Below are 25388 nucleotides of genomic sequence, written 5' to 3'. Positions count from 1 at the left end.
CCGGGCGGCCGGGGCCCTGCGTCCCGGGCGGATCACCGAGGCGGGGGTCAGTCGCGGGCCAGGCCGAGGCGGGCCCGCAGCCCCGTGGTGCGTTCGTCGGCGGCGACGGCCGCCGCGCCGGCGGTGACCGTCTCGTAGACGGAGAGGATATCGGCGCCGACGGTCGACCAGTCGAAGCGGCGCACATGGGCGCTGCCGCGTTCGCGCAGTTCGGCCCGGCGGGACGGGTCGGACAGCAGGCGCACCGCGGCTTCGGCGAGCGCGCCGGCGTCCTCGTTGGCGAAGAGTTCACCGGCCTTGCCCTGGTCCAGGACCTGGGCGAAGGCGTCCAGGTCGGAGGCGAGGACCGGGGCCCCGGCCGACATGGCCTCGACCAGGACGATGCCGAAGCTCTCCCCGCCGGTGTTGGGGGCGACGTACAGGTCGACGCTGCGCAGGAGCCGCGCCTTGTCCTCGTCGCTGATCATGCCGACGAACTGCACGCGCGAGCGCAGTTCCCTCGGCAGCTCCTCCACCGCCTGTTCCTCGTCCCCGCGGCCCGCGACCAGCAGCCGGGCCCCAGGCCGGGCGGCGAGGATCGCGGGCAGCGCCCTCATCAGCACGGGCAGGCCCTTGCGGGGCTCGTCGATGCGGCCGATGAAGCCGATCGTGTCCCCCTGCCACTCCGGCTTGGCCTCGGCCCGGGCGAAGAAGTCGACGTCGACGCCGTTGGGGATCACCACCGCGTCGCCGCCGAGGTGCTCGACGAGGGTGCGGCGGGCGTACTCGCTCACCGCGATCCGCGCGCTGATCTTCTCCAGGGCCGCCTGGAGGATGGCGTACGCGGCGATCATCGCCCGCGACCGGGGGTTGGAGGTGTGGAAGGTGGCGACGATCGGGCCCTGGGCCGCCCAGCAGCTCAGCAGGCCGAGCGACGGCGAGGTCGGCTCGTGGATGTGGATCACGTCGAACCTGCCCTCGTGCAGCCAGCGCCGCACCCGGGCCGCCGACAGGAAGCCGAAGTTCAGCCGGGCCACCGAGCCGTTGTACGGCACCGGGACCGCACGGCCGGCCGAGACGACGTACGGCGGCAGCGGGGTGTCGTCGTCGGCGGGGGCGAGGACGGACACCTCGTGGCCGAGGCCGATGAAGTACTCCGCCAGGTCCCGGATGTGGAACTGGACACCACCGGGCACGTCCCACGAGTAGGGGCAGACGATGCCGATCCTCACGCCGTCGCCTTCCCCGAAGCCGCGGGGCGCCGCTCCGGATCCAGGTCCGCGAGCCACAAGCGCTGCAGCATGTGCCAGTCCTCCGGATGCTCGGCGATCCCCGTGGCGAAGGCGTCGGCCAGCGCCTGTGTCATGACAGACGTCTTCTCGGCCCGGGTACCTGTCCCGGGCACGTCGACCGGAGGGTGGACGCGGCCCCGCATGACGGGCGAGTCGTCGTACCACAGGGTGACGGGCAGCAGCAGCGCGCCCGTCTGCTGGGCGAGGAGGGCGGGTCCGGCGGGCATCCGGGCCGTCTCGCCGAAGAACATCACCTCCACCCCGGAGGAGGACAGGTCGCGGTCCGCGACCAGGCAGACCAGGCCGCCGTCGCGCAGCCGCCGGGCCAGCGTGCCGAACGCGGAGCCGCCGCTGTGCGGCAGGACCTCCATGCCGAGGCCCTCGCGGTAGGCGACGAACCGGTCGTAGAGCGTCTCCGGCTTCAGCCGCTCCGCGACCGTCGTGAACGGCGTGTTCAGCTCGGTGGTGACCCAGGCACCGGCCAGGTCCCAGTTGGCCAGGTGGGGCAGGGCGAGGACGACGCCCTTGCCCGCCGCCAGGCCGTCGGTCAGGTGGTGCACGTCCTTGGGGTCGAAGCCCGCCCTGATCCGCTCGGCGCTCCAGGCCGGCAGCCGGAAGGACTCCATCCAGTAGCGCAGGTACGAGCGCATCCCCGCACGCGACAGCTCGGCGAGGCGCTCGGGGGTCGCGTCGGGCACCACGCGCGCGTAGTTGCCCTCCAGCCGGCGCACGCCCTTGCCCCGCTGCTTCCAGGCGAGGTCGGCGACGGTACGGCCGAGCCGCACGGCGACCGGTTCGGGGAGCTTCTTCACGGTGCCCCAGCCGAGGCCGTACAGCCCGTCGGTGAGCCGCTCCCGCACGGTCATTTCGCCGCCTCGCTGCCCTGCTCGCGCCGGGCCGCGTCGGCCTCCGCCTCGGCCGACTCCCGGCGCACCGTGACGACCCGCTGGACCAGCGTGACCAGGCTGCCCGCGGCGACGATCCACAGGGCGATCGGCAGCAGGTACTGGATGCCCGGCACCCCGAACTTGTGCAGTCCCGCGAACCCGGCCGCGACCAGCGAGATCACCAGCCGCTCGGCACGCTCGACCAGCCCGTTGACGGCGACCGGCAGACCGATCGACTCGCCCCTGGCCTTGGTGTACGACACCACCTGGCCGCTCGCCAGGCAGAAGATCGACACCGCGCACAGCACGTTGTCGTCGCCGTGGCCCGCGTACCACAGGGCGAACCCGCCGAAGATCGCGCCGTCGGCGACCCGGTCGAGGGTGGAGTCCAGGAAGGCGCCCCAGCGGCTGGAGCGGCCGAGCTGGCGGGCCATGTTGCCGTCGACGAGGTCGGAGAACACGAACAACGTGATCACGACCGTGCCCCAGAAGAACTCGCCCCGCGGGTAGAAGACCAGCGCCCCCGCGACCACTCCGGCGGTCCCGATGAGCGTGACCGTGTCCGGGCTCACGCCCCGGCGGATGAGAAACGCGGCGAACGGTGTGAGGACACGCGTGAAGAATGCACGCGCGTACTTGTTCAGCATGGCCTTCCCGAGGGTCGGTGTCGCCGGGCGGCCCCTGCTGGCCACCGGCTGGCCCATCGTAGCCACGCACGCGCGTGCGCGGCGGCCGGGCGCCCGACCTCCCTGAGCACCGGCCGCCACCCGCGCGGGGGCACCGCCGGACGGCGGGATCGGGTCCCTCGTATGGACGCAACGTGACGGGAGTGGAAAGCTCGAAGAACCGCGGGCGTCGCAGGAGCCGCCAGTGCACGCGGTGCCGCGTGTCCGCGCCCACAGTGACCTCACCCTCAACGGGAGGCAGGATCATGGGCGACAAGACGCAGACCCACCCCGGAGCCGCCGGCAGGGCAACGGCGGCCGACCATCCCGCATCCGTACGCAACGTGGTGCTGGTCGGCCACTCCGGATCGGGCAAGACGACCCTGGTGGAGGCTCTCGCGCTGACCGCGGGAGCGGTGAACCGCGCCGGCCGCGTGGAGGACGGCGGCAGCATCTCGGACTACGACGACATCGAGCACCGGCAGCAACGCTCGGTGCAGCTCTCCCTGGTGCCCCTCGAATGGGACGGCATCAAGATCAACCTGCTGGACACCCCCGGCTACGCCGACTTCGTCGGCGAGCTCAGGGCCGGTCTGCGTGCCGCGGACGCGGCCCTGTTCGTCGTCTCGGCCTCCGACGGCGTGGACGGCTCCACCCGCATGGTCTGGGAGGAGTGCGCCGCCGTCGGCATGCCCCGCGCCATCGTGATCACCCACCTGGAGGCCGCCCGCGCGGACTTCGAGGAGATGACACGGGTGTGCGCGGAGGCGTTCGGCGCCGACGACCCCGACGCCGTACTGCCGCTCTACCTGCCGCTGCGCGGCGCGCAGGGACCCGACGGGCACGCGCCCGTGACCGGCCTGGTCGGACTGCTGACGAAGAAACTGTTCGACTACTCCTCCGGCGAGCGCAAGGAGTCCGAACCCGGCGACGACCAGCTGCCGCAACTGGAGGAGGCCCGCAACCGGCTGATCGAGGGCATCATCGCGGAGAGCGAGGACGAGACCCTCATGGACCGCTACCTCGGCGGCGAACAGGTCGACGTCAAAACGCTCATCGAGGACCTGGAACGGGCCGTCGCACGCGGCGCCTTCCACCCGGTCCTGGCCGCCGCGCCCGCCGCCGAGGGCGCCAAGCAGGGCATCGGGACCGTGGAACTCCTGGAACTGATCACCCGCGGCTTCCCCACCCCGCTGGAACACGAGGCGCCCACCGTCACCACTGTCGACGGCGGACCGCGCGAACTGCGGCCGTGCGACCCGGACGGTCCGCTCGTCGCGGAGATCGTCAAGACCTCCTCCGACCCCTACGTCGGCCGGGTCTCCCTCGTCCGCGTCTTCTCCGGCACCCTGCGCCCCGACGAGACCGTGCACGTCTCAGGACACGGCCTGGCCGACCGCGGCCACGAGGACCACGACGTCGACGAGCGGGTCGGCGCCCTGTCCACCCCCTTCGGCAAGCAGCAGCGGCCGGTGACCCACGTCATCGCCGGCGACCTCGCGTGCGTGGCCAAACTCGGCCGCGCGGAGACCGGTGACACGCTCTCCGCCAAGGACGACCCGCTGCTCATGGAGCCCTGGCAGATGCCCGACCCGCTGCTGCCCCTGGCCATCCAGGCACACAGCAAACCGGACGAGGACAAGCTCTCCCAGGGCCTGGCCCGGCTGGTCGCGGAGGACCCGACGATGCGCCTGGAGCAGAACCAGGACACCCACCAGGTGGTGCTGTGGTGCCTGGGCGAGGCCCACGCAGACGTCGCCCTGGAACGGCTGCGCAGCCGCTACGGCGTCCAGGTCGACGTCGTACCGCACCGGGTCTCGCTGCGGGAGACCTTCGCGGACCGCTCCGCGGGGCGCGGACGGCACGTCAAGCAGTCCGGCGGCCACGGCCAGTACGCCATCTGCGAGATCGAGGTGGAACCGCTGCCGGGCGGCTCGGGCATCGAGTTCGTCGACAAGGTCGTCGGCGGAGCCGTGCCACGGCAGTTCATCCCCTCGGTGGAGAAGGGCGTACGGACCCAGGCGGCCAAGGGCGTCGCCGCGGGCCACCCGCTGATCGACGTACGGGTCACCCTGCTCGACGGCAAGGCCCACTCGGTGGACTCCTCCGACGCCGCCTTCCAGACGGCGGGCGCACTGGCGCTGCGGGAGGCCGCGACCGACGCGCGGATCCACCTGCTGGAGCCGGTGGCCGAGGTGACCGTGCTGGTCGGCGACGACTACGTCGGCCCCGTGATGAGCGACCTGTCCGGACGGCGCGGCCGGGTCCTCGGCACCGAACAGGTCGGCAGCGGCCGCACCCTGATCCGCGCCGAAGTGCCCGAGATCGAGATCGGCCGCTACGCCATCGACCTGCGCTCCCTGTCCCACGGCACCGCCCGCTTCGACCGCCGCTACGTGCGGCACGAACCGATGCCGCCCCAGGTGGCCGACCGCGTACGCCAACAGGAGCGCGAAGCTTCATAGTCGGCGCACCCGGCGCACAACCGGTGTACTGGAACGAATCGTTGCGGACAGGTGGACGGCTCCGGCCGTCCACCTGTCCACGCGCGCCGCTGCCGATACCCTGATGACCTGATCAACAGGTGTGCGGGGCAGGGAAGTCGGGAAGGCCGCAGGTGCAGGAGCGGCGGCAATGGGGGCGGTAGTGACGGACGGATTCGATTTCAGTCCCGGGGCACAGGTGCCCCTGTCCGGCACGGCCGGACAGACCGCGGCGACCAACGCGCTCGCCGCGGCCGCGTACCGGGACGACGAAGTGACCAAGATCCTGGCCGCGGACAACGAATGGCACCAGTCCACGGTCAGCCTCCCGCGCTCCTGGGCGAAGATCTTCCGCCCCCGGTTCGGCGAGGCCTTCTCCCGCGCCGTGATCGACCGCATGCTCGGCGCCGGACGCAAACCGCTCATCCAGTCCTTCGGCCTCGAACCCCAGGTCGTCGTGGAGCACTGCCTCGCGGCCCACCGCATCCGCCGCGACCGCGACAACTGGCTGACGGCGGTGACCGTACTGTGCGGGCTGCTCTTCCTGCCCGGGCTCCTCGTATGGCTGCTGGTGTTCACCCTGCGCGCCACCGTCAGCAAGCGCGAGGACAAACGGGCCGGCGCCCTCGCCAACACCCTGCTCGTCGCCGTCGCCGCACTCGCCGTGCTCTTCCTGGTCAAGATGCCCTTCAGCGACTTCTGGGCGTGGTACGCACGCGCGGCCGTCGTCATGCCCGTGGTCGGCTGGTACTGGGCCAAGCGGATCTGCGAACGCTCCGCACGCGAACTGCGGGAGCGCTGGGAAGGCCTGCTGACCGGCGGCGGCGTGGGCGCCAAGATCCCCGAAGCCGTGCCGGGCAGCCCCGGCGACGCCGCCGAACAGGTCCGCAAGGAACTCGCCCGGCTCAGCGCCGAACAGCGCTCCAACTCCGTCTTCTACGCGGGCCCCAAGGGCATACTCGGCATGGGCACGCGCTGGGGCAGCTGGCAACTGGCCGAGGAACTCGTGTCCGCCGAACCCGGCAAGGAGTTCCACCCCTTCCGCAGCTGGGACGTCATCACCGCGATCCAGGGCGGCCTGGCCATGCTCGAACGCACCTCCATCAACACCGGCGGCTTCCCCAAGCCGACCGTCACCCACTGGGTCGTCACCCCCATCGGGGAGAACGCCAAGGAGGTCTCCCGGCCGAGCGGCACCGACGTCGAGACGTACACGGTCAAGACCCACGCCATACAGGACATCTGCAACAAGCAGCAGTTCGGCAGCGGCGACCGCCACTACCTCGGCGTGCAGTGGACCCTCTGGGACGGCCACCTCGTCATCACGATGCTGGTCACCGTGACCGTGCTGCACGACACCCTGCGCATCGAGGTCACCGGCCACGCCCTCGGACCGGTCAACCCCCTGTTCAACGAGAAGCCGGCGGCCAAGGAGAAAACGGTCCAGAAGGCACTGCGCTTCTGGGAGACCCGCAAGGTCAAACTGCCCCTGGTCGACGCCGACGAGGTCGTACGGCTCGCCGCCCGCGCCCCGCTGTCCTGGTACCCGCCCCTGCTGAACTGGCTCGGCGGCAACCTCACCCTGCCCGAACCGTTCGGCCTGCGGCACGCCTGGGCCGACCAGCCCTGGCGGCACCGCTTCATGGCCGACGACGCGCTGCGCGCCGCCACCCCGGTACTGCGGGTGGTGCACGCCGCCGCGCTGAAGGTCCTCAAGGAGAACGGTGTGGACGTCGAGAAGTTCGGCTCCCGCTCCTCGGTCCTCAGCGGCGCCGTCCAGGACGCGTCACCGAAGAAGGCCGACTCGTACGACGCGTGAGGCGCGGACCGTCCAGGGCCTGTCGCAACAGGCCCTGGCGGGCTACGCCTGCCAGGCCTCCGCGAGCATCTTGCGGGTGTCGGCGAGAAGCTGCGGCAGGACCTTCGTGTGGCCGATCACGGGCATGAAGTTGGTGTCACCGCCCCAGCGGGGAACGACGTGCTGGTGCAGATGGGCGGCGATACCGGCGCCCGCGACCGTGCCCTGGTTCATGCCGATGTTGAAACCGTGGGCTCCGGAGGCGGCGCGCAGCGCGCGCACCGCCTGCTTGGTCAGCTCCGCCAGCTCCGCGGTCTCCGCCCCGGTCAGGTCGGTGTAGTCGGCGACGTGCCGGTAGGGCACCACCATGAGGTGGCCGCCGTTGTACGGGTAGAGGTTGAGCACCGCGTACACCAGCTCGCCGCGGCGGACGATCAGGCCGTCCTCGTCGGACTTGGCCGGGATCGAGCAGAAGGGGCAGCCGTCGCCGGCACCGGGGCCGCTCGGCTTGTTCTCGCCCTGGATGTAGGCCATCCGGTGGGGCGTCCACAGGCGCTGGAACGCGTCCTGCGTCCCCACTCCGATCTGCTGCTCCGGCTCACTCGTCATGCGTGCAGCATATGGCGTGCGACCTGCGGGCAGGCAAAGGCCCCCGGGGCTACCCCGGGGGCCTGACGGCCCATGTCGCCGGCGTCCGCGTCACACCTGCACGCGGCGCTCCACCACGTCGAGGAGCTTCGCCAGCGCCTCGTCACGCGGGATGCCGTTCTCCTGCGAGCCGTCGCGGTAGCGGAACGACACCGTGCCCGCGTTCATGTCGTCGTCGCCGACGATGATCATGAACGGCACCTTCTGCTTCTGCGCCGTCCGGATCTTCTTCTGCATGCGGTCCGACGAGGAGTCCACCTCGACCCGCAGGCCCTTGCTCTTCGCGTCCGCGGCGAACTTCTGGAGGTACTCCACGTGGGCGTCGCCCACCGGGATGCCGACCGCCTGCACCGGCGCCAGCCACGCCGGGAACGCGCCCGCGTAGTGCTCGAGGAGCACCGCGAAGAACCGCTCGATGCTGCCGAACAGCGCGCGGTGGATCATGACCGGGCGCTGCTTGGAGCCGTCCGCGGCCGTGTACTCCAGGTCGAAGCGCTCGGGCAGGTTGAAGTCGAGCTGGACCGTCGACATCTGCCAGGTCCGGCCGATGGCGTCCTTGACCTGGACGGAGATCTTCGGGCCGTAGAACGCCGCGCCGCCCGGGTCCGGGACGAGCTGGAGGCCCTGCTTCTCGCCGACCTGGCGCAGGGTCTCGGTGGCCTCCTCCCAGACCTCGTCCGAGCCGACGTACTTCTCCGGGTCCTTGGTGGAAAGCTCCAGGTAGAAGTCGGTCAGGCCGTAGTCACGCAGCAGGTTCAGCACGAAGGTGAGCGTCTTGTCGAGCTCGTCCGCCATCTGCTCGCGGGTGCAGTAGATGTGCGCGTCGTCCTGGGTGAAGCCGCGGGCACGGGTCAGGCCGTGCACCACACCCGACTTCTCGTACCGGTACACGGTCCCGAACTCGAAGAGCCGCAGCGGCAGTTCACGGTACGACCGGCCGCGGGCGTCGAAGATCAGGTTGTGCATCGGGCAGTTCATGGGCTTGAGGTAGTAGTCCACGCCCTCGTCGAGCTGCATGGGCGGGTACATGCCGTCGGCGTACCAGTCCAGGTGGCCCGAGGTCTCGAAGAGCTTCCCCTTGGTCGCGTGCGGGGTGTAGACGAACTCGTAGCCCTCCTCCTCGTGCCGGCGGCGCGAGTAGTCCTCCATCACCCGGCGGATGATGCCGCCCTTGGGGTGGAAGACCGCGAGGCCGGAGCCGATCTGCTCGGGGATGGAGAACAGGTCCAGCTCGCTGCCCAGCTTGCGGTGGTCGCGCTTCTCGGCCTCGGCGAGGAATTCGAGGTACGCCTTCAGCTCGTCCTTGGACGGCCAGGCGGTGCCGTAGATGCGCTGGAGCTGCTTGTTCTTCTCGTTGCCGCGCCAGTACGCCGAGGCGTTGCGCATCAGCTTGAACGCGGGGATCAGCCGGGTGGAGGGCAGGTGGGGACCGCGGCAGAGGTCCTTCCAGCACAGCTCGCCGGTCTTGGCGTCCAGGTTGTCGTAGATCGTCAGCTCACCGGCGCCGACCTCGACGTCCGCTCCGTCGTCGTGCGACGCGGAGCCCTTGAGGCCGATCAGCTCCAGCTTGTACGGCTCGTCGGCCAGCTCCTCGCGGGCGGCCTCGTCGGTGACGACACGGCGGGAGAACTTCTGGCCCCGCTTCTGGATCTCCTGCATCTTCTTCTCGATGGCCTTGAGGTCATCGGGGTGGAAGGGCTTCTCGACGTCGAAGTCGTAGTAGAAGCCGTCCTTGACCGGCGGGCCGATGCCCAGCTTGGCCTCGGGGAAGAGCTCCTGCACGGCCTGCGCCATGACGTGAGCGGTGGAGTGGCGCAGGATGTTGAGGCCGTCCTCGGAGGAGATCTCGACGCCCTCGACGGTCTCGCCGTCCTCGACCTCGTACGCGAGGTCCTTGAGCTCGCCGCCGACGCGTGCGGCGACGATCGAGCGCTCGCCGGCGAAGAGGTCGGCGGCCGTGGTGCCCGTCGTCACCGTGCGCTCTTCCCGCTCGGAATCGCGTTGGATGATCACACGGACGTCTGACACCGGTCTCTCCTGACTGCAGGTGGGGTGCGGCGCCATACCTGGAGCGCGCGCATGACTGGGATCGTACCGACCCCGGGCCTTCTACCGCGAAACGATTACGCACGGTCCTCGATCGGTCGCGCTCGTGGCCGTCAGTCGCGGTCGTCCCCGCCGCACGCCTCCTCGAAGCAGTCCGTGTCCTCGGCGTTCTCGGCGTTCTCCCGCAACGACTTCAGCAGCCGGTCCCGCTCCTCGTCGTCCACCTCCACGGGCACGACGCCGCAGGCGCCGGTGAGCCGCCGGAAACCGCCGCGGCTCTCCAGCCGCCCGAGCACCCGCACGGGCAGTCCTACGAGGTGGGCATGTCCGGCGATGCGGTAGTCCTCCTCGTCCAGGGTCACGCGCACGTACGGCACTTCGGCGCCCGCGAGCACCCGCAGCCGTACCGTGCCCTCGCCGCGCGGGTGCGCCCTGCGCATCCGCACCACGGTGCCGGTGATCCGGGCGGGCACCGACGGTTCCGTGTGCAGATAGCGGGCACCGGCCTCGCGCAGCACGGGCAGGTCGCCGGGTGAGAACTCGACGGCCTCGGCGGCGGCCGCGCAGTCCTCGGGGACGCCCGCGGCGGGCGCCCATTCGACGGCGACGCGCGCGCCCTCGGTGCCGCGGACGAGGGCGACGACGGCCTCGGTGAGTTCACGGCTGGCGCCCGCGCGGACGGCGCCGTCGAAGGCGTCCATGGCGCCGGTGGCCCGCCGGTAGTCGACGGCCTCGCGGACGGCGTACAGGGCCTGGTGGAGGCGGACGGCGAGGGGCCGGCCGGGGTCGACGGGGACGAAGGCGGTCAGGCCGCGGCCGTCGGCGGAGCCGACGAGGACGTGGTCCACGGCGGCGGCGGCCGAGCGCCGGTGGCGGGCGCCGTGGTAGCCGGCACGCGCCCGTGTGGCGAGCGCGGCGGCGAGCAGCATCTGCCGGGCGGCCCCGCGCAGCCGTTCCTCGGCGGTCCAGCCGGCGGCCTCGGCCGGGCCTTCGGGCACGTCCCGCCACCAGCGGATCTCGTCGCTCGGCAGGGTGAGGGCGATCAGTACCTCGCGCGCGGAGGTCGTGCGGCTGCGGGCGAGGGCGTCGAGCGCCTCGCCGAGCAGGTCGTCGCTGTCGGGGAAGGCGCGGCTCTCCGGCACCAGCAGGCTGGTGCCCGTGCCGCCCGGGCCCGGCGGGGTCCAGCGGCCGTAGCGGCCGGCGGCGCCGCCGCGCCGCTGCCAGCCGTGCCGGTGCAGCAGGGCCCCGAGGACGGCGGGGTCGACGTCGGAGGGTGCCGGGAGACGGCTGCGTCGGGCGTCGCCGGGGTGCGGCCGCACTGGCCGCAGCGGCTCGTCGAGGGGGCGGTGCGTCATGGTCTGCCTCCCGTCCCGACCCGCGTCATGATCTCGCACAGGGCCCGGTCGTCGAAGATGCGCGAGGTCGGGATCCGCACGGTGGTGCGGTGCCGGCCGGTGAGGGGGTGGCCGGCGAGGTTGACCCAGTAGCAGCAGTGTCTGAGGTCGAGCCGGTCGTGGCCGGCGCGCAGCCACTGGTCCTGCGACCGGGGCACGATCATCACGACGAGGATCTTGTGCACCGAGACCGGGGTGCGGGCGAGCTTCGCCAGGTGGGCGTTGTCGAGCGTGAAGGAGAAGTACCGGCCCGGGGGGTTGGGCGGAATCTGGTAGGTGCACTTCAGCTGCACCTTGATGGTCACCTCGTCGTCGACGGTGTGTCCGGGGGCGCTGTGGCTGACGTGCCAGTCGATGCCGTTGTCGGGAAAGGGCTGCGACAGCGAGCAGCCGGCCGCCGCGGCGACCGCGTGCAGATAGCCCACCTGGAGTGTCTCCATGCAGGCGGTGGTGGCGAGTGTGCCCCGTGGGGCGCTCGCGCGCTCGGGCAGCAGCCCGCCCCGCTCGGGCTGTGCCATCACCATGACGACCAACAGCCTTCCGTGCTTGGTGTATCCCCGCTGCGGGCCCGTGAACTGCAAAGACCCGCACTCCTGTTGTCTCCTTCCGGCGTACGGCGCAAACAGCCCGGGTATCACCAAACGGGCAGAAGGCGAACGCGGGAGACGATGCGTCAGCTGCCCTCGTGAGCCGAGGAGTTGAGGGCCTATGACGTGCTGGTACGAGGGGCCTCTGGCCGCCTTCGACACGGAGACGACGGGCGTCGACGTCGAGACCGACCGCATCGTGTCGGCCGCCCTCGTCGTCCAGGACGGTCCGGCCTTCCGGCCCCGGGTGCACCGCTGGCTGGTGAACCCGGGCGTGCCGGTGCCGGAGGCGGCGACGGCGGTGCACGGGCTGACCGATGAGCATCTGCGGCGCAACGGGCGCTGGCCGGCGCCGGTGATGTACGAGATGGCCGAGGAGCTGGCCAAGCAGGCCGCTCTGGGGCGACCGCTGGTGGTGATGAACGCGCCGTTCGATCTGACGCTGCTGGACCGGGAGTTGCGCCGCCACCGGGCCTCGTCGCTGGAGCGCTGGTTCGAGGCGACGCCGCTGCGGGTGCTGGATCCGCGGGTGCTGGACAAGCATCTCGACCGCTACCGCAAGGGCAGGCGCACGCTCACCGACCTGTGCGCGCACTACGAAGTGGCCCTGCAGGACGCGCACGACGCGGCGGCGGACGCGCTGGCCGCGCTGGAGGTGGTCCGCGCGCTGGGCCGCCGCTTCGCGGCCCGTCTCGAACGGCTGACCCCGGCGGAACTGCACACGCTGCAGACGGGCTGGCACGCCGCGCAGGCACGCGGTCTGCAGGCGTGGTTCGCGCGCAGCGGGACGGAGGAGACGGTGGACCAGTCGTGGCCGCTGCGTCCGGAGCTGCCGGCGGCGGCCGCCTGAGGATGAGAAAAGGCCGGTCCGCCTGTGCGGACCGGCCTCACCCGGTGGGCGATACTGGGTTCGAACCAGTGACCTCTTCGGTGTGAACGAAGCGCTCTCCCACTGAGCTAATCGCCCGGGAACGCACTGAACCATACAGGCCCGCGGGGCGTTCGTTCAAACCGCTTCCAGGCGGGCGGCCAGTCCGCGCCGTCCGGCCCGCATCATCAGCCGGTGGTTGGCGCGGAAGACGGGCCGGCCGGGTACGGCGAACCGCCTGAGCAGCGGTTTGCGCACGTCGACGACCTGTTCGTAGAGGGCGCGGGTGCCGGTGCCGTGCGCGGTGAGCGTCCAGCGTGCCCAGCCGTCGACGTCCCCGGCGAGCACGGCCTCCAGGACTCCGGCGGCCGGATCGCGGCGCACCTCGCGCGCGGTGAAGGTCAGGTCGTAGGGCAGCAGGGAGCGGATCCGGACGACGCCGGTCGTCGGGCCGGTCCGGGTCACCTCGCGCACCTGCCGCCACCATCCCGGGTAGTCCTCGATCCGCTCCAGTGCCCGGTAGACGGCATCGGGCGGCGCGGGCAGGGTCCACCGGGTGCGGAAGCGGTAGTGGGTCCAGTCCATGGGACGAGTGTGACGTGAACGCCGACCGCTCGGGATCTCTCCTTCCGTGCCCGTGAAGAAAGGTGACGGCGTTTTGGAAATAGGTCCGTGGATTTTCACCGAAGGCCGCTTCCCGAACTTCTCCCGGAATGGGACACGGTCACGGAAGTCGGCCTTCTCCTTGATCCTCGAATACTTCATCGGGAAGAACCGGATCATCCGGTCGACTTCTCCCGCGCGTTCACCGGCGCTCCGTTCTCAGGTAACGGATCGTCACCGCGCCCTCGACTGCCGCACGCGCATACGAACGGCGGCCCGTCCGCGTGATCGCAGACGGGCCGCCGTTCCGGGTGGGCGATACTGGGTTCGAACCAGTGACCTCTTCGGTGTGAACGAAGCGCTCTCCCACTGAGCTAATCGCCCGGGCACAGGGAGAACATTACCGCATGTCAGGGGTGCCCGGGACCGAGGTCCGGCGAGCGCCCGCCGCGCTCAGCGGCCGACGGCCCTCCAGGGCGGCACCGGGCCGAACCTCCAGAGGTACACCCCGGCCAGCGCGGCGACGATCAGCAGGCCGATCACGGTCAGCGCGATGTTGCGCCGGCGCACCCGGGGGTCGAGGGCCTGCTGGGCCGCCGCGGTGACCTTGCGCTTGGTCCAGCGCAGCACGAGCTGGGCCCAGACGAACTCGGTGGCCCAGATCGCCATGCCGCCGAAGATCACCAGCCAGCCCGGTCCGGGCAGCGCGAGCATGACGATCCCGGCGATCACCACCAGGAGCCCGGCGACGAAGATCCCGGCCTGCCAGCCCCGGTGCAGCACGCGGTGTGACCGGACGAACGCCGGAGCCCGCGAGCCCAGCCCCCGCCGGTCCCGCGCCTCATCCGCGTCCGCCTCGGCGTTCGCTCGTTCCGACGCCTCGTCCGGTCGGTCCGGTTCGTCACTCCCCGTATTCATACGCTGCCACCGTACCGGACGGGAATCCGGTCACCGCAATGGGCGTACCGTACGAAGACACCATCGGCCGGAAGAGTTACGTAAAGCCAAGCAAAACACTCAGAGGGGTTTACAACGGCACCGTAGGTGGCATGTCGATTTCGCCGACGTGCGAATCCCCGAGCGCACACTGAGCGAAAGGCCCTGGCGCTTATGAACACCACGGTCAGCTGCGAGCTGCACCTGCGCCTCGTTGTATCGAGCGAGTCCTCTCTGCCTGTCCCCGCAGGCCTGCGGTACGACACGGCCGATCCCTACGCCGTGCACGCCACCTTCCACACCGGAGCCGAGGAGACCGTCGAGTGGGTGTTCGCCCGCGACCTCCTCGCCGAGGGTCTTCACCGGCCCACGGGCACCGGAGACGTCCGTGTCTGGCCGTCGCGCAGCCATGGCCAGGGCGTCGTGTGCATCGCCCTGAGTTCTCCGGAGGGCGAGGCCCTGCTCGAGGCCCCGGCGCGGGCCCTGGAGTCCTTCCTGAAGCGAACGGACGCGGCCGTGCCCCCCGGCACGGAACACCGGCACTTCGATCTGGATCAGGAGCTGTCACACATCCTCGCGGAGAGTTAGGCCCGTCGAGGCCCTTCAAGCTGCCCGTTGCCGTCCACTCGGGGAGACGGCTCGGGCCAGGACAACCGCATACGCGAACACACCGGTACCGGTCTCCCGCGGGGGCTGGTGCCGGTGTGCGCGCATGGCCGCCGCCAAGCCGCGCGCTGCTCGGGGACGCGCGGAGCCACTACCATCGGCCTGCATCGGCGGGCGTGTGCCCGATCCCCAGGCCAGGGAGCGAGATGTGCTGATCACCCACGACACCCGGTGCGCGCTGGACACCGTGGTGGATCTGGTGAACACCGCACCGGAGGACGACGCGGCACCGGACGACGGGCTGGCGGACGTCTCGGCGCTCGAGGATTTCGTCCGCAACCACAAGATGAGCGATGTGGGTGTCCTGTCGGAGTTCGATCTCTCCGCGGTGCGCAGGATCCGCGGCCGGTTCGCGGGGATCTTCGCGGCCCCGGACTGCCGGACGGCGGCGGGCATGATCAACGAGCTGGTGGCCGCCGCGGGCACCACGCCCCGGCTGACGGACCACGACGGGTACGACTGGCACGTCCACTACTTCGCGCCCGGCGCCTCCGTGGCCGACCACCTGGCCGCCGACTGCGGGATGGCGCTGGCGTTCTTCGTGGTGGCCGGGGAGCGGGAGCGGCTGCGGCGCTGCGAGGCTCCCGACTGCCGGCGTGCCTTCGTCGATCTGTCCCGCAACCGCTCGCGGCGGTACTGCGACAGCCGTACGTGCGGGAACCGGCTGCATGTGGCCGCCTACCGGGCGCGCCGCAAGGAGGCGGCCGGCTGAGCGCGGCGCCGGGTGACGGACCGGTCCGGGGCCGGCGGCCACGGGCGCGTCGATGGTTGTCGTGGTCCCCGGCGGGTGGCGCCGAGGACCCACGCGTACGGCTCACAGCAACAGCAGGTCGTGCAACGAAGCCATGAGCAGCAGACACCCGATCACCGCAAGGAAGATCATCAGCGGCGGCTGGGAAAGGGCGAAGAGACATCCGCGCGGCTCGTCCTGAGGGGGCGCGGACTCGCTCTGTGTCGTGTCCACCATCTCGGGGCGATGATGACGCAGCCGCGGCGGGGGACGCGATCAACACACCAGGAATGTGCGGGAGTCAGCCGGATTCCGTGATCTTAGGTCCGCTTCGGCGCCGACCGTGATCACTTGCGGGCGCACCCATGATCACCGTCATATGCCGTGCTTCTTCAGGATGGCCTCGATGTCGCTGAAGTCGTCGTCGCTCCCGGACGACGCCGGCTTCGCGGCGGCCCGGCCGGACGGACGGACGGCCTGTCCCGGTCCCAGGGAGGGCGCCGACGCCGCCGGGGCCACCGCTCCGTGCTCCGCCGCCCGGGCCGCCTCCTTGCGCTCCTTGCGCGTGCCGCCGCGGCGGCGCTCCACCGCCCGGGTCGACGCGAAGAGCAGCCAGGCGGCGCCGAGCAGCCCGAAGCCCGCCCAGGCGGTCGGGCTGAAGGCGGTGTCGGCGAGCCAGCCGACGACGCCGGTCATCGCCAGGGCGACCGGGACCAGGGAGTAGGCGGCGATACGGGCCGCGGCGAGGAAACGCCGGCGGTAGGCCGTGACGGCGGCGATGCCCAGGCCGGCCGCGGAAACGGCGGAGCATACGGTCTCGGCGATCATCCGGTCCTCCAGGCGGGCTCACCGGTCGGGGTGGTTCGTCCCTTCCATCCTGCACCGCCCACCGCGGGCGAGGCCATGCTCCGGGCGGACTTCAGGGAGATCTCCGGGTCGCCTCCTCCGCAGGTCCCGGTGGGCGTACGACGTGTGATCCCGGTTGGGCCGCCCGCGACGGGCCTGGAAGACTGTCCCCATGAGCGACTCCTCCCCCGCGCACGCCCCCGTCCCGGCTCTCGACGTCTGGTGCGAGCTGCAGTGCCCCGACTGCCGTACCGCGCTCGACGACCTGCGTGCCCTGCGCGCCCGGTACGGGGACCGGCTGGAGCTGCGGCTGCGGCACTTCCCGCTGGAGAAGCACCAGCACTCCTTCGCCGCCGCGCAGGCCGCGGAGGAGGCCGCCGAGCAGGGGCAGGGCTGGCCGTACGTGGAGGCGGTGCTGGAGCGGACAGAACGGCTGGCCCGCGAGGGCGAGCCCGTCCTGATCGAGGTGGCCCGTGAACTGGGCCTGGACGCCGAGGAGTTCGACACCGCGCTGATCGACGGCCGGCACATCCTGATCGTCGACGCCGACCAGGCCGAGGGCAAGGCGATCGGCGTGACCGGCACGCCGACGTACGTGGTCGGGGGCGAGCGCCTGGACGGCGGCAAGAGCCAGGAGGGGCTGCGCGAGCGCATCGAGGAGATCGTGGACCGGCTGCTGGCCGGGACCGGGCAGGTGAACTGACCGGCCCGGCCCTCTCCCGTCGCTCTCACGGGACGCCGAAGCGGTTTCTCAGAGCAGTTCCTTGTAGACGGCGCGCACCACGGGCCGGTAGCCGAGAGACTCGTACAGCCGCTCGGCCGGGGTGTTGCCCGCGAAGACGTTGAGGCCCAGGACGCGTCGGCCGGCGGCCAGTGCCTGGGCCTCGGCCAGCAGCATCAGGGAGCGGCCGTGGCCCCGGCCGCGGAAGCGCTCGTCGGCCTCGACGTCGTAGACGAAGGCCCGCTCCTCGGTGACCGCCACCCACAGGGTGCCGACCGGGGTGCCCTCGTGCTCCAGGACGCTGAGCAGCATGCCCGGGGTGTCGGGGCCCTGGGGCAGCAGCCTGGCGTGGTCGTCGTCCGACTTGGCCCATGCCTCACCGTCGGGCACTCCGCGGTCGATCCAGCTCCGCGCGTAGGCGGCCTTGCCATGTTCGAGCCAGGGTCCGTACTCGGCCGGAGTCATGGACCTGCCCCGGCTGCCGGCGGGCAGTTCGGGGGCGGTGGCGGCGAGTTGCTTCTCCATGCCGCGGTTGCGTTCCACGTAGCCGAGCGCCGTGGCCAGCCGGACGGCGGCCTCGGCGTCGGCGGGCACGGAGGCCTCGATCCGCTTGCAGCCCCAGCCGCGCGCCACCTCCTCGGCGGCGAGCGCGGCGACCGTGCCCCGGCCCCGGCCCCGGTCCGGTTCGTCGATGTGCAGGCCGAGGACCCTGGCGACCAAGGGGCCGAAGACGGGATGCGTGGCGAGGTGTATCGCGCCGACCGGGCGGCTGTTCACGCACACCTGGTAGCGGCGTGAACGGGTGCCGTCGGCGTTCTGCTGCAGCGGCTCGGTCGGCCGCAGGGTCGTGGTCATCAGGATTGTTCTACCCGCTGCGACGCGGTGCGGCGCCGATCGGGTCCCGTCTCCGGGTCCGGGCGCCGCGTCGCAGGAGGTCCGTGCCTACGGGTCCAGGCGGTGGGACGCGCGTTCGTCGAAGATCCGCATGGCCTTGGCGGTCACCGGGCCCGGGGCGCCCGGCAGTTCGCGGTCGTCGACGCGGTGCACGGCCTGGATGTCGCGCAGGGTGGAGGTGAGGAAGACCTCCTCGGCGCGGCTCAGGACGTCCAGCGGCAGGTCGGTCTCCTTCGCGCCCGTCCACTCGATCGTGAGGGCGCGTGTGATCCCGGCGAGGCAGCCGGAGGCGAGCGGCGGGGTGTGGATCTCCCCGTCGAGGACGACGAAGACGTTGGAGCCGGTGCCCTCGCAGAGCCGTCCGACGGTGTTGCCGAACAGGGCCTCGGTGGCGCCGTGTTGGTGGGCGCGGGCGAGCGCGACGACGTTCTCGGCGTACGAGGTGGTCTTCAGGCCGGTGAGCGCGCCGCGCTCGTTGCGGGTCCAGGGGACCGTGACGACGGCGGTGGAGTCGGGGCGCCGCCCGGTCTCGCCGAGGGCGACCAGCAGGGTCGGGCCCTGGTCGCCGCGGTCGGAGCCGAGGGGCCCCCGGCCTCCGGTGTAGGTGATGCGCAGCCGGCCCAGCGGCATCGGGTTGGCCTCGAGCACGGCGGCGCAGGCGCGGCGCACCTCGTCGTGGTCGGGGTCGGGCAGGCCGAGGCCGTGGGCGGACCGGGTGAGCCGGTCCAGGTGCCGGGTGAGCGCGAACGGCCTTCCGTCGACCGCCTTCACCGTCTCGAAGATGCCGTCGCCCACGGTCAGTCCGTGGTCGAACGCGGAGACACGGGCGGACTCGATGTCCCGCAGCGCGCCGTCGAGCCAAAGCTTCACTGGTCCCTACCTCACAAGTCCCTGCCCGGTGCATCGTGTCGGCCGGGGGTCCGGGGGTCGTCCCCCGGGCAGGCACAGCACTGTTGCAGTCCCTCTCCACTTTCCTCGTACGTGCCCGACGCTACCGCGAGCAGCCTGGCCGCCTTCAGCTCGGTCTCCCGCCACTCGCCCTCGGGGTCGGAGTCCCAGGTGATCCCGGCGCCGGCGCCGAAACGCAGGACGGGCGTGCCGGCGGCGCGGTCGATCCAGAAGGTGCGTATACCGACGGCCAGCTCGCCCGTCCCGCGGTCGGCGTCGACCCAGCCGAGGCCGCCGCAGTAGGGTCCGCGAGGGGCCGTCTCCAGGGCGTCGATGATCCGCAGGGCGCTCGACTTGGGGGCCCCGGTGATCGAACCGGCCGGGAAGGCGGCGTCGAGCAGCTCGGGCCAGCCCGCGCCGTCGCACAGCTCGCCGCGGACCGTGGAGACCAGGTGGACCAGTCCGGGGTGCTTCTCGACGACGCACAGGTCGGGGACGGTGACGCTGCCGGTGGCGCACACGCGCCCGATGTCGTTGCGGACCAGGTCCACGATCATCACGTTCTCGGCGTAGTCCTTGGCCAGGAGTTCCGCCTCGGTGCGGGCGGTGCCCTTGATCGGGCCGGACTCGACCGTCCGGCCGTCGCGGCGCAGGAACAGCTCGGGGGACGCGGTGGCGATCTCCACCCCGTGCCCGGGCAGACGAATCGTTCCCGCGTACGGGGCCGGGTTGCCGCGGGCCAGTACGGCGGTCAGGGCGTCCACGTCGGCGTCGGGGGCGACCGGCGCGCCGAGGACGCGGCAGAGGTTCACCTGGTAGACCTCGCCGGTCGCGATGTGCTCGCGGATGCGGCGCACGCCCGCCGTGTACGCGGCGCGGTCGAGGGAAGAGGTCCAGTCACCGGCCGCCGGGCCGCGCCACCGGCCCGGGACGGGGGCGGGTACGGGCTCCTCCCGCACGTCGCGGAAGCGGGCGCAGGTCAGCCGGCCCTCGTAGTCCGCGGCGACGGCCCAGAAACCGCTGGAGTCCAGGGCCGCGGGATCGCTGGTGACATCGGTCAGGCCGGTGGCGACACGGTCGCCGAAACGGGCAAGAGGTGGCAGGTCGAGCACGTCGTCGAGTCTATGGCGGGCGCCGCTCCGGGCCGTCCGGGCGTGTCGGTCCGGGCACCCGACCGGGTCGCCGGGCGGACGCAGCGCAGCACGCTGCGCAAACGCGTTTTTGTGCTGGCCCGGGAATCCGCTAGAGTTCAACACGTCGCCGGGCCGCGCAAGCGGAACGAAACGACAGGCGGACGTAGCTCAGTTGGTAGAGCGCAACCTTGCCAAGGTTGAGGTCGCGAGTTCGAGCCTCGTCGTCCGCTCGAAGGAAGAGGGGGCCTCCCGGGTCCCCCGTACTCCTGGTGGAGTGGCCGAGAGGCGAGGCAACGGCCTGCAAAGCCGTCTACACGGGTTCAAATCCCGTCTCCACCTCCAAGGACGATTAGCTCAGCGGGAGAGCGCTTCCCTGACACGGAAGAGGTCACTGGTTCAATCCCAGTATCGTCCACTGGATCTGCCGAAGATCCTTACCCGCGCGATTAGCTCAGCGGGAGAGCGCTTCCCTGACACGGAAGAGGTCACTGGTTCAATCCCAGTATCGCGCACAGGGTCCGTGGTCCCCATCCACGATCTTTGTCCCGAGGACGATTAGCTCAGCGGGAGAGCGCTTCCCTGACACGGAAGAGGTCACTGGTTCAATCCCAGTATCGTCCACACACCGGAAGCCCCCGGCCGTCGCGTACGGCCGGGGGCTTCGTCGTTCCGGACGCCGGCGGCAGGGCCGCCCGGGCACAGAACAATGCCGGCGCAGCTCCCCAGCTGCGCCGGCATTCTGCCGTCCGCCGCACCCCCGTCCCCACGGGGTTTCATGGGTGCGATGTCCCCGCCCGGACCGCTCTTCCGGGCCTGGGGTCGCCGCTCAGCGCCCCAGCATCACACCCACGGACGACGCCTGTGTGGCCACTGTGTTCCAGCCGTCGAAGACGAGCAGGAGCAGGGCCGCCAGGGGAAGGGCCATCAGCGTCGCCACCAGGGGGTGGCGGCGGCCCGTACGGCGGTGGCGCGCGAGGCGCTCCTGGGTGCGGAGCAGTGTCCGCGGTGCCGTCAGGGCCATGGTCCCTCTCCTGACCGTCTCGGTTGTCGTTGGCAGCGGCGGGTACTTGACCTCGGGGGACGAGTGCCGCACCCGCCGCTTGACCTCAAATCTAGGTGCGCCGCTCATCCGGGACGTCATGCCCTCGTACCGATTGGGAGGCCTCCCGGAGGATGAGCCGTCGGCTGGGGACTACTCCCCTGGGTGGAGACGTGGCTCCGGGCCTCGGGGTCTTCCCGGAGGGGGTCGCCCGCGTCGCCGCCGGCCCGACGGGGCCGGCGGACGAGCCGACCTTCTGTGCGTGACTTCGCTCACCTCGGCCGTGCCCCGGTGCGGGGCCCGCTCCCCCCGGTGGCGGGGCCCGTCCGCCACCCGCACCCGCCGCCGCCCCGGACCGGTCCAACCTCCTTCCGCCGGCGGGCGGTTGAGGATCTTGGAACGCCCCAAGGCGGGCCCTTCGCAGGCGTGTTGACCGGCCGTCAAATCCGATGTCCCGCGCGGACAATCGATCGGGTCGAGAGGGCGCGGCCTCTGCGCGCGAGCCGTCCCCGGTACGTAAGCTGTGGCTCGTCACAGGGACCGGGCAGCGGGGATGAACATGGCGATGATGCGCCTGAGGCGCGAGGACCCGCGCGTCGTCGGCTCGTTCAGGCTTCACCGACGGCTCGGCGCGGGTGGGATGGGCGTGGTCTACCTGGGCTCCGACCGGAAGGGCCAGCGTGTGGCGCTGAAGGTCATCCGGCCGGATCTGGCGGAGGACCAGGAGTTCCGCTCGCGGTTCGCGCGGGAGGTCTCGGCGGCGCGGCGGATCCGGGGCGGGTGCACGGCGCGGCTGGTGGCCGCGGATCTGGAGGCGGACCGGCCGTGGTTCGCCACGCAGTACGTGCCCGGGCCCTCCCTGCACGACAAGGTGGCCGAAGAAGGCGCCCTGGGCGCGGCGGAGACGGCTGCGGTCGGGGCCGCGCTGTCCGAGGGGCTCGTCGCCGTGCACGAGGCCGGGGTGGTGCACCGGGACCTCAAGCCCTCGAACATCCTGCTGTCCCCCAAGGGGCCGCGGATCATCGACTTCGGCATCGCGTGGGCTACCGGTGCCTCCACGCTCACGCACGTGGGCACCGCGGTCGGCTCTCCGGGCTTCCTCGCCCCGGAGCAGGTGCGCGGCGCGGCGGTCACTCCGGCCACCGACGTGTTCTCGCTGGGGGCGACGCTCGCGTACGCCTCCACGGGCGACTCGCCGTTCGGGCACGGCAGTTCCGAGGTGATGCTGTACCGCGTGGTGCACGAGGAGCCGCAGCTGCACGGCGTGCCGGACGCGCTCGCTCCGCTGGTACGGGCGTGTCTGGCGAAGGACCCCCAGGAACGGCCCAGCACGCTGCAGTTGTCGCTGCGCCTGAAGGAGATCGCCGCGCGCGAGGCTCAGGACCTGGGTGAGGTGCGGGCGCCGGCGCCGCGGGCCGCGGAGGCGGACCGGACGACCGGTCCCCTGGTCGACAGCCACCCGGGACGGCAGCGAACCGGTCACACCGAGCAGGGGCGGGGGCGGCGGCGCCCGCCGGGCTCCTCCCCCGGCACGCCCGTCCCTCCGTCGCGGGGCGGTGCCTCGTCCCGCACGGGCGGCGGTTCCCGGGGCAGCGGTCCACGCCCGACGCCGCCGTCGCGGGGCGGTTCCCGCTCGGGCACCGGCAGCCGTCCGGTGCGGCGCGACGGCACCGGGCGGACGGGCCCGCGCGGCACGTCGGGCGGCCTGCGGCCCGCCAACCCGCGGCTGCTGCGGCAGCGTCTGATCGTGTTCGTGGTGGTGACGCTCCTGGTCGCCCTGGGCATCGCGGCGGCACAGGGCTGCCAGGGACCCTCGCGGGGGCTGGGCGACGACGGCCACGGGGGCCGGGAGCAGCGGCACACGCACGCGCAGACGGCGGATTCTCCGCCGCCGGGGCGGGCTTAGGGGTGGGACCCGGCTCGTCCAGCGGGGCTCACTGCCGGGGGTGGGCCGTCGCCACCGCATAGAAGGCGACCGCGGCCGCGGCTCCCACGTTGAGGGAGTCGACGTTGTGCGACATGGGGATGCGGACCCATTCGTCGGCGGCCTTCAGAGCCCGGGGGGTGAGGCCGGAGCCCTCGGCGCCGAGCATCAGGGCGACTCGGTCCATGCGGTGCGGGGCGGCCTCGTCGAGGGTCTTGGCCCGCTCGTCGGGGGTGAGGGCGAGCAGGGTGAAGCCTGCCGCGCGGACCGGCTCCAGGCCGCCGGGCCAGGTGTCGAGGCGGGCGTAGGGCACCGAGAAGACCGCGCCCATGGAGACCTTCACGCTGCGGCGGTAGAGCGGGTCGGCGCAGTCCGGGGAGAGCAGGACCGCGTCCATGCCGAGGGCGGCGGCGGACCGGAAGATGGCGCCGATGTTGGTGTGGTCGTTGACGGACTCCATGACCGCGACCCGGCGGGCCGTCCGCAGCAGATCGGGCGCGGTGGGCAGCGGCTTGCGCTGCATGGAGGCGAGGGCGCCGCGGTGGACGTGGTAACCGGTGACCCGTTCGGCGAGTTCCGGGCTCACCACGTGGACGGGCGCGGTGAGTTCGTCGATGACGTCACGCATCGCGTCGACCCACTTCGCGGACAGCAGCATCGAGCGCGTCTCGTAGCCGGCTTCCCGGGCTCGGCGGATGACCTTCTCGCCCTCGGCGATGAACAGGCCCTCGGCGGGTTCGCGCCGGCGGCGCAGTTCCACGTCGGTGAGGTCCGTGTAGTCGTGCAGACGCGGGTCGTCGGGGTCCTCGACGGTGATGAGTTCGGCCACGGGTGCTACTGCCTTGTCCTGGTGACGGTGCGGGCGGGGTTCACGAGTCGGTTCGCGGGCCCACCGCGACGACCTCGCCGATGACGATGACGGCCGGCGGCCTGACGTCCTGCGCGCGTACGGTCTCGGCGACCGTCGCGAGAGTGGCGTCCACCCGGCGCTGGGCGGCCGTCGTGCCCTCCTGGACCAGGGCGACCGGGGTGTCGGGGGACTTTCCGTGGGCCACGAGCGTCTCGGCGATCCGGCCGATCTTGTCGACGCCCATCAGGACGACGAGCGTGCCGGTGAGCCCGGCCAGGGACGGCCAGTCCACCAGGGAACGCTCGTCGCCGGGTGCCACGTGCCCGCTGACCACGGTGAACTCGTGGGCGACCCCGCGGTGGGTGACCGGGATGCCGGCAGCGCCCGGGACCGAGATGGAGCTGGAGATGCCGGGGACGACCGTGCACGGAATGCCGGCCTCCGCGAGCGCCTGGACCTCCTCCATGCCCCGGCCGAACACGTACGGGTCGCCGCCCTTGAGCCGGACCACCGACTTGCCCTGCTTGGCGTGCTCGACGAGGGCCTGGTTGATCGCCTCCTGGGCCATGAAGCGGCCGTAGGGGATCTTCGCCGCGTCGATCACCTCGACGTGCGGCGGGAGTTCGGCGAGCAGGTCGCGCGGGCCGAGCCGGTCGGCTATGACGACGTCGGCCTCGGCCAGCAGCCGGCGGCCGCGGACCGTGATCAGGTCCGGGTCGCCGGGGCCGCCGCCGACCAGGGCGACGCCGGGGGTGCGGGTGCGGTGGTGCGGGGCGACCAGCGTGCCGTCGCGCAGGCCCTCCACGACCGCGTCGCGGATGGCCGCGGTGTGCCGGGGGTCGCGGCCGCGCGCGCTGGTGGTGAGCACCGCGACCGTGACGCCCTCGCTGTGGCCGGTGGCCGGGGTCCAGGCGGTCGCGGCGTCGGCGTCGTCGGAGCGGACGCACCACACGCGCAGGCGCTCCGCCTCGGCCGAGGCGCGTGTGTTGGCATCGTGGTCGCTGGTGGCGATCAGGGCGTACCAGGCTTCGGCGAGGTCGCCGTCCGCGTAGGGCCGCCGCTGCCAGGTGATCTCGCCCGCGTCCGCCATCGCCTCCACGGAGGGGGTCGCCTCGGGCGAGACGAGGACGATGTCCGCGCCCGCCGCGACGAGCGCCGGGAGGCGGCGCTGGGCGACCTGCCCGCCGCCGAGGACGACCACACGGCGTCCGGTCAGGCGGAGGCCTACGGGGTAGGCGGGGTGTTCGGCCATGGGGCGAGCTCCTCTTGGCGGCGGTGCGATAGCCCTGACGTGCGGATTTTACGCGGTCGGGGGATGCGGTGACCTGGACGTCCGGTGGCTGGGCGGGAGGGCCGGGCACGGGCCGCAGATGCGGCTGCGGCTTGGTCCGGTGCCGGCCGGGGGCGCGACCGCCTGCCCGGCCGCGTTCGGGCCGTGGACACGACCGTCGGCGCGGCCGCGTGCGGGCCATGCCCACCGCCCACGGCTCGGCCCGGGCACCGGCCGTACG

At 72.1% G+C, this 25388-nt stretch carries 24 protein-coding genes and 7 tRNA genes; 12 read left to right on the top strand and 19 right to left on the bottom strand.

What is annotated here, in order from left to right; all coding sequences use genetic code 11:
• Positions 1-47: 47 nt before the first annotated feature.
• From ACF09J_RS16405 to pgsA, 3 genes are read right to left on the bottom strand one after another with little or no spacing between them, the layout of a single operon-like run.
• Positions 48-1211, bottom strand: coding sequence for a glycosyltransferase family 4 protein (locus tag ACF09J_RS16405; RefSeq protein ID WP_392306085.1), 1164 nt, complete (start codon positions 1209-1211; stop codon positions 48-50).
• Entirely contained in the window at positions 1208-2137 is a 930-nt protein-coding gene (locus ACF09J_RS16400; protein ID WP_392306084.1) for a phosphatidylinositol mannoside acyltransferase, read from the bottom strand. Before ACF09J_RS16400 ends, ACF09J_RS16405 begins: the two co-directional genes overlap by 4 nt.
• Positions 2134-2862 (bottom strand): phosphatidylinositol phosphate synthase, encoded by a 729-nt coding sequence (gene pgsA, locus ACF09J_RS16395; RefSeq protein ID WP_392306207.1) that lies wholly within the window; start codon positions 2860-2862, stop codon positions 2134-2136. Before pgsA ends, ACF09J_RS16400 begins: the two co-directional genes overlap by 4 nt.
• Positions 2863-3089: 227 nt before the next feature.
• On the opposite strand from pgsA, the gene ACF09J_RS16390 reads away from it, so the two are divergent.
• Both ACF09J_RS16390 and ACF09J_RS16385 read left to right on the top strand, forming a co-directional pair.
• Entirely contained in the window at positions 3090-5288 is a 2199-nt protein-coding gene (locus tag ACF09J_RS16390) for an elongation factor G-like protein EF-G2 (protein ID WP_392306083.1), read from the top strand.
• Positions 5289-5457: 169 nt separating this feature from the next.
• The gene (locus ACF09J_RS16385) at positions 5458-7125 is read left to right on the top strand and encodes a hypothetical protein (RefSeq protein ID WP_392306082.1); all 1668 of its coding nucleotides are present in this window, start codon (positions 5458-5460) and stop codon (positions 7123-7125) included.
• A 42-nt stretch (positions 7126-7167) separates the two neighbouring features.
• Here ACF09J_RS16385 and ACF09J_RS16380 read toward each other — a convergent pair whose 3' ends face one another.
• From ACF09J_RS16380 to ACF09J_RS16365, 4 genes are all read right to left on the bottom strand, one after another.
• Positions 7168-7713, bottom strand: a complete 546-nt coding sequence (locus ACF09J_RS16380; RefSeq protein WP_392306081.1) for an HIT family protein — start codon at positions 7711-7713, stop codon at positions 7168-7170.
• Positions 7714-7803: 90 nt separating this feature from the next.
• Positions 7804-9780, bottom strand: coding sequence for a threonine--tRNA ligase (gene thrS, locus ACF09J_RS16375; protein ID WP_392306080.1), 1977 nt, complete (start codon positions 9778-9780; stop codon positions 7804-7806).
• Positions 9781-9911: 131 nt separating this feature from the next.
• Positions 9912-11153, bottom strand: a complete 1242-nt coding sequence (locus ACF09J_RS16370; RefSeq protein WP_392306079.1) for a hypothetical protein — start codon at positions 11151-11153, stop codon at positions 9912-9914.
• A complete protein-coding gene (locus ACF09J_RS16365; RefSeq protein ID WP_392306206.1) occupies positions 11150-11716 on the bottom strand; it encodes a DUF4365 domain-containing protein in 567 nt (188 codons plus the stop codon). Before ACF09J_RS16365 ends, ACF09J_RS16370 begins: the two co-directional genes overlap by 4 nt.
• Positions 11717-11900: 184 nt before the next feature.
• Between ACF09J_RS16365 and ACF09J_RS16360 the strand changes: the two genes are divergently transcribed.
• Entirely contained in the window at positions 11901-12629 is a 729-nt protein-coding gene (locus tag ACF09J_RS16360; protein ID WP_392306078.1) for a 3'-5' exonuclease, read from the top strand.
• Between the two features lie 45 nt (positions 12630-12674).
• On the opposite strand, the gene ACF09J_RS16355 is transcribed toward ACF09J_RS16360, so the two are convergent.
• From ACF09J_RS16355 to ACF09J_RS16340, 4 genes are all read right to left on the bottom strand, one after another.
• Positions 12675-12746 (bottom strand) — tRNA-Val (locus ACF09J_RS16355).
• Positions 12747-12785: 39 nt separating this feature from the next.
• Entirely contained in the window at positions 12786-13232 is a 447-nt protein-coding gene (locus tag ACF09J_RS16350) for an SRPBCC family protein (RefSeq protein ID WP_392306077.1), read from the bottom strand.
• A gap of 330 nt (positions 13233-13562) precedes the next feature.
• Positions 13563-13634 (bottom strand) — tRNA-Val (locus ACF09J_RS16345).
• A gap of 69 nt (positions 13635-13703) precedes the next feature.
• Positions 13704-14168, bottom strand: coding sequence for a TIGR02611 family protein (locus ACF09J_RS16340; protein ID WP_392306076.1), 465 nt, complete (start codon positions 14166-14168; stop codon positions 13704-13706).
• A 192-nt stretch (positions 14169-14360) separates the two neighbouring features.
• Here ACF09J_RS16340 and ACF09J_RS16335 point away from each other — a divergent pair, with 192 nt between their 5' ends.
• Both ACF09J_RS16335 and ACF09J_RS16330 read left to right on the top strand, forming a co-directional pair.
• Positions 14361-14774 carry an SsgA family sporulation/cell division regulator gene (locus ACF09J_RS16335; protein ID WP_004002642.1) on the top strand — a complete coding sequence of 138 codons (414 nt, stop codon included), beginning with the start codon at positions 14361-14363 and terminating at the stop codon, positions 14772-14774.
• A gap of 226 nt (positions 14775-15000) precedes the next feature.
• On the top strand, positions 15001-15564 hold the full coding sequence (locus ACF09J_RS16330) for a CGNR zinc finger domain-containing protein (protein ID WP_392306075.1): 564 nt from the start codon (positions 15001-15003) through the stop codon (positions 15562-15564).
• Between the two features lie 102 nt (positions 15565-15666).
• Here ACF09J_RS16330 and ACF09J_RS16325 read toward each other — a convergent pair whose 3' ends face one another.
• Positions 15667-15819: a hypothetical protein gene (locus ACF09J_RS16325; RefSeq protein ID WP_361412767.1), complete on the bottom strand. Its 153-nt coding sequence runs from the start codon at positions 15817-15819 to the stop codon at positions 15667-15669.
• A gap of 138 nt (positions 15820-15957) precedes the next feature.
• A complete protein-coding gene (locus ACF09J_RS16320; protein WP_392306074.1) occupies positions 15958-16410 on the bottom strand; it encodes a hypothetical protein in 453 nt (150 codons plus the stop codon).
• A gap of 190 nt (positions 16411-16600) precedes the next feature.
• On the opposite strand from ACF09J_RS16320, the gene ACF09J_RS16315 reads away from it, so the two are divergent.
• The gene (locus ACF09J_RS16315; RefSeq protein WP_392306073.1) at positions 16601-17131 is read left to right on the top strand and encodes a DsbA family protein; all 531 of its coding nucleotides are present in this window, start codon (positions 16601-16603) and stop codon (positions 17129-17131) included.
• A gap of 48 nt (positions 17132-17179) precedes the next feature.
• Here the strand turns inward: ACF09J_RS16315 and ACF09J_RS16310 are convergent, their stop codons facing one another.
• The 3 genes from ACF09J_RS16310 to ACF09J_RS16300 form a co-directional block, all read right to left on the bottom strand.
• Positions 17180-18004 (bottom strand): GNAT family N-acetyltransferase, encoded by an 825-nt coding sequence (locus ACF09J_RS16310; protein ID WP_392306072.1) that lies wholly within the window; start codon positions 18002-18004, stop codon positions 17180-17182.
• An 87-nt stretch (positions 18005-18091) separates the two neighbouring features.
• Complete coding sequence (locus ACF09J_RS16305) at positions 18092-18913, bottom strand: aminotransferase class IV (RefSeq protein WP_392306071.1); 822 nt, start codon at positions 18911-18913, stop codon at positions 18092-18094.
• Between the two features lie 11 nt (positions 18914-18924).
• Positions 18925-20043 (bottom strand): chorismate-binding protein, encoded by a 1119-nt coding sequence (locus ACF09J_RS16300; protein WP_392306070.1) that lies wholly within the window; start codon positions 20041-20043, stop codon positions 18925-18927.
• A gap of 178 nt (positions 20044-20221) precedes the next feature.
• On the opposite strand from ACF09J_RS16300, the gene ACF09J_RS16295 reads away from it, so the two are divergent.
• From ACF09J_RS16295 to ACF09J_RS16275, 5 genes are all read left to right on the top strand, one after another.
• A tRNA-Gly gene (locus ACF09J_RS16295) sits at positions 20222-20294 on the top strand.
• A gap of 38 nt (positions 20295-20332) precedes the next feature.
• Positions 20333-20406 (top strand) — tRNA-Cys (locus ACF09J_RS16290).
• A gap of 1 nt (position 20407) precedes the next feature.
• A tRNA-Val gene (locus tag ACF09J_RS16285) sits at positions 20408-20479 on the top strand.
• A gap of 25 nt (positions 20480-20504) precedes the next feature.
• A tRNA-Val gene (locus tag ACF09J_RS16280) sits at positions 20505-20576 on the top strand.
• Positions 20577-20613: 37 nt separating this feature from the next.
• Positions 20614-20685: transfer RNA gene (locus tag ACF09J_RS16275), tRNA-Val, on the top strand.
• A gap of 205 nt (positions 20686-20890) precedes the next feature.
• On the opposite strand, the gene ACF09J_RS16270 is transcribed toward ACF09J_RS16275, so the two are convergent.
• The gene (locus tag ACF09J_RS16270) at positions 20891-21085 is read right to left on the bottom strand and encodes a hypothetical protein (protein ID WP_392306069.1); all 195 of its coding nucleotides are present in this window, start codon (positions 21083-21085) and stop codon (positions 20891-20893) included.
• A gap of 571 nt (positions 21086-21656) precedes the next feature.
• Here ACF09J_RS16270 and ACF09J_RS16265 point away from each other — a divergent pair.
• Positions 21657-23009 (top strand): serine/threonine-protein kinase, encoded by a 1353-nt coding sequence (locus ACF09J_RS16265; protein WP_392306068.1) that lies wholly within the window; start codon positions 21657-21659, stop codon positions 23007-23009.
• Positions 23010-23037: 28 nt separating this feature from the next.
• On the opposite strand, the gene ACF09J_RS16260 is transcribed toward ACF09J_RS16265, so the two are convergent.
• Both ACF09J_RS16260 and cobA read right to left on the bottom strand, forming a co-directional pair.
• Positions 23038-23856 carry a TrmH family RNA methyltransferase gene (locus ACF09J_RS16260; RefSeq protein WP_392306067.1) on the bottom strand — a complete coding sequence of 273 codons (819 nt, stop codon included), beginning with the start codon at positions 23854-23856 and terminating at the stop codon, positions 23038-23040.
• A gap of 40 nt (positions 23857-23896) precedes the next feature.
• Positions 23897-25129: a uroporphyrinogen-III C-methyltransferase gene (gene cobA, locus ACF09J_RS16255; protein WP_392306066.1), complete on the bottom strand. Its 1233-nt coding sequence runs from the start codon at positions 25127-25129 to the stop codon at positions 23897-23899.
• Between the last annotated feature and the right edge of the window lie 259 nt (positions 25130-25388).

The organism is Streptomyces sp. NPDC014889 (genome assembly GCF_043081205.1).
Classification (GTDB): Bacteria; Actinomycetota; Actinomycetes; order Streptomycetales; family Streptomycetaceae; genus Streptomyces.
This window is presented reverse-complemented; position numbering and strand designations above follow the sequence as displayed.

What these genes read in the sequence shown, in the direction of transcription:
- ACF09J_RS16400 (WP_392306084.1), bottom strand. Translation starts at nt 2,137, where the DNA reads ATGACCGTGCGGGAGCGGCTCACCGACGGGCTGTACGGCCTCGGCTGG.
- pgsA (WP_392306207.1), bottom strand. Translation starts at nt 2,862, where the DNA reads ATGGGCCAGCCGGTGGCCAGCAGGGGCCGCCCGGCGACACCGACCCTC.
- ACF09J_RS16390 (WP_392306083.1), top strand. Translation starts at nt 3,090, where the DNA reads ATGGGCGACAAGACGCAGACCCACCCCGGAGCCGCCGGCAGGGCAACG.
- ACF09J_RS16385 (WP_392306082.1), top strand. Translation starts at nt 5,458, where the DNA reads ATGGGGGCGGTAGTGACGGACGGATTCGATTTCAGTCCCGGGGCACAG.
- ACF09J_RS16380 (WP_392306081.1), bottom strand. Translation starts at nt 7,713, where the DNA reads ATGACGAGTGAGCCGGAGCAGCAGATCGGAGTGGGGACGCAGGACGCG.
- ACF09J_RS16370 (WP_392306079.1), bottom strand. Translation starts at nt 11,153, where the DNA reads ATGACGCACCGCCCCCTCGACGAGCCGCTGCGGCCAGTGCGGCCGCAC.
- ACF09J_RS16365 (WP_392306206.1), bottom strand. Translation starts at nt 11,716, where the DNA reads ATGGTGATGGCACAGCCCGAGCGGGGCGGGCTGCTGCCCGAGCGCGCG.
- ACF09J_RS16360 (WP_392306078.1), top strand. Translation starts at nt 11,901, where the DNA reads ATGACGTGCTGGTACGAGGGGCCTCTGGCCGCCTTCGACACGGAGACG.
- ACF09J_RS16350 (WP_392306077.1), bottom strand. Translation starts at nt 13,232, where the DNA reads ATGGACTGGACCCACTACCGCTTCCGCACCCGGTGGACCCTGCCCGCG.
- ACF09J_RS16340 (WP_392306076.1), bottom strand. Translation starts at nt 14,168, where the DNA reads ATGAATACGGGGAGTGACGAACCGGACCGACCGGACGAGGCGTCGGAA.
- ACF09J_RS16335 (WP_004002642.1), top strand. Translation starts at nt 14,361, where the DNA reads ATGAACACCACGGTCAGCTGCGAGCTGCACCTGCGCCTCGTTGTATCG.
- ACF09J_RS16325 (WP_361412767.1), bottom strand. Translation starts at nt 15,819, where the DNA reads ATGGTGGACACGACACAGAGCGAGTCCGCGCCCCCTCAGGACGAGCCG.
- ACF09J_RS16320 (WP_392306074.1), bottom strand. Translation starts at nt 16,410, where the DNA reads ATGATCGCCGAGACCGTATGCTCCGCCGTTTCCGCGGCCGGCCTGGGC.
- ACF09J_RS16315 (WP_392306073.1), top strand. Translation starts at nt 16,601, where the DNA reads ATGAGCGACTCCTCCCCCGCGCACGCCCCCGTCCCGGCTCTCGACGTC.
- ACF09J_RS16310 (WP_392306072.1), bottom strand. Translation starts at nt 18,004, where the DNA reads ATGACCACGACCCTGCGGCCGACCGAGCCGCTGCAGCAGAACGCCGAC.
- ACF09J_RS16270 (WP_392306069.1), bottom strand. Translation starts at nt 21,085, where the DNA reads ATGGCCCTGACGGCACCGCGGACACTGCTCCGCACCCAGGAGCGCCTC.
- ACF09J_RS16265 (WP_392306068.1), top strand. Translation starts at nt 21,657, where the DNA reads ATGAACATGGCGATGATGCGCCTGAGGCGCGAGGACCCGCGCGTCGTC.
- cobA (WP_392306066.1), bottom strand. Translation starts at nt 25,129, where the DNA reads ATGGCCGAACACCCCGCCTACCCCGTAGGCCTCCGCCTGACCGGACGC.